At 33.2% G+C, this 4,989-nt stretch carries 2 rRNA genes; both read right to left on the reverse strand.

The features are described 5' to 3' along the window. Window positions 1-2,956 (reverse strand): 23S ribosomal RNA (locus ACJMLH_RS09150); the annotation flags it as partial. A 209-nt stretch (window positions 2,957-3,165) separates the two neighbouring features. After that, window positions 3,166-4,961: ribosomal RNA gene (locus ACJMLH_RS09155) — 16S ribosomal RNA — on the reverse strand. Window positions 4,962-4,989: the final 28 nt, after the last annotated feature.

Genomic DNA, 4,989 nt, shown 5'->3' on the forward strand with positions numbered 1-4,989 from the left:
GCCGACATCGAAGGATCAAAAAGCAACGTCGCTATGAACGCTTGGCTGCCACAAGCCAGTTATCCCTGTGGTAACTTTTCTGACACCCAAAACTTTATTATAAAAAGAAAAATGCATTATATTTAATAATACACTTAATGTTAGGGATCGTTAGGCCATCATTTCTGAAATTATTAATGTACTGGATAAATAATTAAAACGGACTTTTATCCTTATATTCTACATGAGATTTCTGTTCTCATTGAGTCCATCTTTGGACACCTGCGTTATCTTTTAACAGTTGTGCCGCCCCAGCCAAACTCCCAATTTATTATATTCTTTGTACTGGTTCAACATAAGTTTTAATGTATTAAAATCATGTAATGATTTACCATACGTTCAAATGAGTAAAATTGTATTTTCAGTAGTGGTATTACAAAGCCGATTTCTCTCCCACCTATACTATACCAGAAAATCGATTTCACTTAATAAACTAGAGTCAAGCTCAACAGGGTCTTCTTTCCCCGCCGTTATAACCAAGCCCGTTCCCTTGGCTGTGGTTTCACTAGAGTGTAGATAGGGACAGTAGGAATCACGGTGATCCATTCATGCGCGTCACTAATTAGATGACGAGGCATTTGGCTACCTTAAGAGAGTCATAGTTACTCCCGCCGTTAACCCGCGCTTCAATAAATTTCTTTACCTTAACATTCAGAGCACTGGGCAGAATTCACATTCTGTTTAAAATCTGTTAGATTCAACGAAATGCTATGTTTTTATTAAACAGTCGGATTCCTCCAATATTTAAAGTTCCGGTGTAATTGGTTGGTTAAAAACCAACTTAATTACCAGAGCTACTCTTTCTCGCTAACTTACAGAGCTATTTTGCCGACTTCCCTTATCTACGTTCTTCTATTTGACTAAAGATTTTTAATCTTGGAGACCAGTTGCGGTTATGAGTACGAACAAAGATTTATTAACATTTAACTCGTTTTTTAAGATTGATACAATTTCTGTTCGACTAAACATAATGTTTTAATTATTCCAATTGAAATTTTATCCCTTTCTCTACGTTAAGTAATTTCAGGGATTATCAAATTGTTAAAAAGAGAAGAAAACTCTTTCCATTAATTTCATATCAAATCCCGAGTCTATATTCTGTTACCATCTTTTTTTTTAAAAAAAAATCTTTGATCAATGAATATTAACATTGTTCCCTTTCATAAAAGCAATCATTGCTAGTGTATAAATTTTCATTATTTATTTAGGTTCGATTAACTCTTATTCAAGTAATGTTTACAAGAAACCTTTCTCCTCTTCAGTTCTTAGATTACTCTTCTAAGTATTTGCTACTTCCGCCAAGATCTGCACTAAAATAAGTTCCACTAGTATTTACATTGAAGATTCATTACAAGTGGTTTATCTCAAGCGGTTTCTTTACACGATATTTTTTCATTTCTATCGGATCTTAAGTTGAACTCGGTTAATAAATTATAACGCAATCCATTTTCAGGACTAATTCATTCGATAGGTAAGTTGTTACACACTTCTTAGCTGTTTCCAACTTCTGTGGCCACAGTCCTATTATCAAAATGAATTAACACCTTTCATGGGGTTCGTAATGTTTATATAATACACCTTATTCACTCTTCTGGTTCATCCCACATCGCCAGTCCTGCTTACCAGATTAGCCGACTAAAAACATGTATTGTTTAAAATTCCTTAAGAAATTATCTTAAGAAATTATATTGTTTATTCATAGTTTGAGAATAAGTCAAAAATTTATATATTTCCGTTACTTCTAATCATTATCTTTACCAAACAAAATCTCTTATATGTTTCTGCCTTCCTAAGGGAATATTCAAGGCGAACCAGCTACTAAAAGGTTCGATGAGTCTTTCGCCCCTATACTCAACTTTTGTAAGTGATTTGCACGTCAACTGTAGTAAGAACTTCCACCAAAGTTTCCTTCGGCTTCATTCATTTCAAGTATAATTCACCATCTTTCGGGTCTTATCACAATTCATATTCAAAAGATGATATTGCGATTCAGACAAATCCATTTAACATATCATTTATTAAATCTGGAGATTTAATTTCTTTCAGAATATTAGGTACAATAAACTCCTTGATCCGTGTTTCAAGACGAGTGGACCTTTCTTTATAAAAAATCCGGTCTCTTTTGTTCTTTTTTATTTTTGAATCCTTTGTTAACCTTAATAGCAAATTCATCAAATTTTTTTACAATAGATTATAGATCATTCTTTCGACTTCAGAACGCTTATTAGACATCCTTATAAGTTTTCAAATCGTCAGATGATCCGTTTCAGAAAAAAATAATTTCAGGGTCTATTTCACTCTTCTCATCGAAGTTCTTTTAAGCTTTCCATCACTGTACTTGTTTGCTATCAGTTTTCTATGAATATGTTTAATTAATTAAATATTAGTAACGTTAGGAATATACTTCCAAATAACCTTATTCATGTAACAATAAATAAATGAGCTTTCTTTAAGACCTTCCCTTACTATGGTTCCCTCTTTTCAAAGGAATTTGTGAATGCTCATAATTTAGGAATTTTTACACTTCCACATCAATCATTAATGTAAAGCAAAACCCGAGGGAATCACCTTTTTACCATTATAGATTTAATATGGATCTGCGTGATTTCGTTCTCGCTCGCCGCTACGCACGAAATGACAACTGTTACCTTTTCCTATCCTTAGTGATATGCTTAAGTTATGGACGTAATCTTTCCACACTCAATATATTTCGAATCTGAAATTCGATTTTATTTTTTTATATTTTGGTTTATCAGATATTTTTATTTGAAGGTGAAATGGCTTAAAAAATTTAAACCGTCATGTACATTAGAAATTCAGGTATTCAAATTTTATATTTCTTACCGAATAACGCTCTTTATTGCGTTCTTCATCGTTATAGAAACTAAGCCATCCGTTATCAAAATAAAAATATATGTATATATATCTTTCGGGTCTTATTGTCTAACCTTAATTATTATTAAAGTTCAGACTATCCATAACATTTGTTATTAAGGCCGACAATAAAAAACCTCAGAATTTTTTCTGTAAAAATAACAATGTTTAAGGATATCACATTTTTTTTAAAAAAAAATGTGCTGAACATGACTATTTTGTCACTCGACGAAAACAATCATTTTTTTATTTTATTAATGATCCTTACGCAGGTTCACCTACGAAAACCTTGTTACGACTTATCCTTCCTCTAAACGTGGAGATTTATATTCATTTTCTAAACCGAAGTTCAAATCTTGAAGCTTCATCTATTCATTCGATCGGTAGGAGCGACGGGCGGTGTGTACAAAGGGCAGGGACTTATTCAACACTGGTTGATGACAAGTACTTACAAGGAATTCCTCGTTCATAACAAATAATTTCAATCATTAATCCCAGTCAAGTATGCCCATTGAAAGTTCTCCTCCTATTTAAATATTCGGTAAATTCACCTCTAAAAAAATTAATTATCCCTACGAATAATTAAAATTTAAAGAAATAAATCATATTCTTTTTAATAGCTCCATTGTAGTACGCGTGCAGCCCAAGATGTCTAAGGGCATAACAGACCTGTTATAGCCTCACTTCCTTCTCTTTCGTCATCTTCTTGTCCAGAGACAAGAATTAGAATTAAAAAACAGTCCTTCTAATTATATATGCTTAGTACCTACCAAAATTTAGTAAGCACTTAATTAGCAAGTTGAAGTCTCGTTCGTTATCGGAATAAACCAGACGAATCAATCCACGAACTAAGAACGGCCATGCACCACTCCTAAACATATCAAGAAATATCGATAATATGTCTATCATTTTATTAACCGGTCTTGGTAAGTTTTCCCGCGTTGAGTCAAATTAAGCCGCAGACTCCACTCCTGGTGTGCCCTTCCGTCAATTCCTTTAAGTTTCAGCCTTGCGACCATACTCCCCCTGAAGTTCAAAAACTTAAGGATTTCTCCTTAAGTTCTGAACGAGGTTATTATATGAGCATCAATGAATGATGTTCATTATTTTATATACAACCCTTAGTCAACATAGTTTATGGTTAGGACTACAACGGTATCTAATCATCTTTGATGCCCTAACTTTCGTTCTTGATTAATAAACGAGAACAAGTAACCTGCCTTCGCATTAGTTCATCCTTGAGCTATCATGAATTTTCACCTCTCCAGCTCAAATCTGGATTACCCCAAACTCATTCATTTAAATTAATCCAAGAGAAAACTTTCTTTAAAATATCATTCTATGCTATACATAAATTAACTTTACGTTTTAATTTAAACTTTCTGTTTTAGTCAAAGTAATTAAATTCATTTTTTACAATTGTCTTAGGACAATCATTAAATAAATTCTAACTACGAGCTTTTTAATCACAACAACTTTAATATACACTGTTGGAGCTGGAATTACCGCGGCTGCTGGCACCAGACTTGCCCTCCAATAGAGTTAGAAAAAACATTTGTATTGATCTCATCTTAAACCGGGAAAACCCGGTCGTATTATTTGTAATAACTACCTCTTTATAAGTTAAAAGTGGGTAATTTGCGCGCCTGCTGCCTTCCTTGGAAGTAGTAGCCATCTCTAAAGCTCCCTCTCCGGAATCAAACCCTAATTCCCCGTTACCCGTAACTGCAATGGAAGGCCAATTACTTACCATCAAGCTGATAGGTCGGATACTAATTTAAAAACTTGTTTGAGGTTGCCCTCTCAATTTTCATGTTATTCTTCTTCAATTGGAATAACACTAATTGATTACAATTTCGTAACATATAGTTGCGAATCATGTCAAGTATTATCTTGACACTTCGTAAAGGTATCCTTATAATTTTCTTTAAATTAACAATAACCGTTATAATGAGCCGGATGCAGTTTCGATTTATTATCACTTTACTTAGACATGCATGGCTTAATCTTAAACATAAGCATATAATACTGGCAGGATCAACCAGATATAATTTGTTAAATGTATTAATATTTTTT

Source organism: Methanobrevibacter sp. (assembly GCF_045116495.1).
Taxonomy (GTDB): Archaea; Methanobacteriota; Methanobacteria; order Methanobacteriales; family Methanobacteriaceae; genus Methanocatella.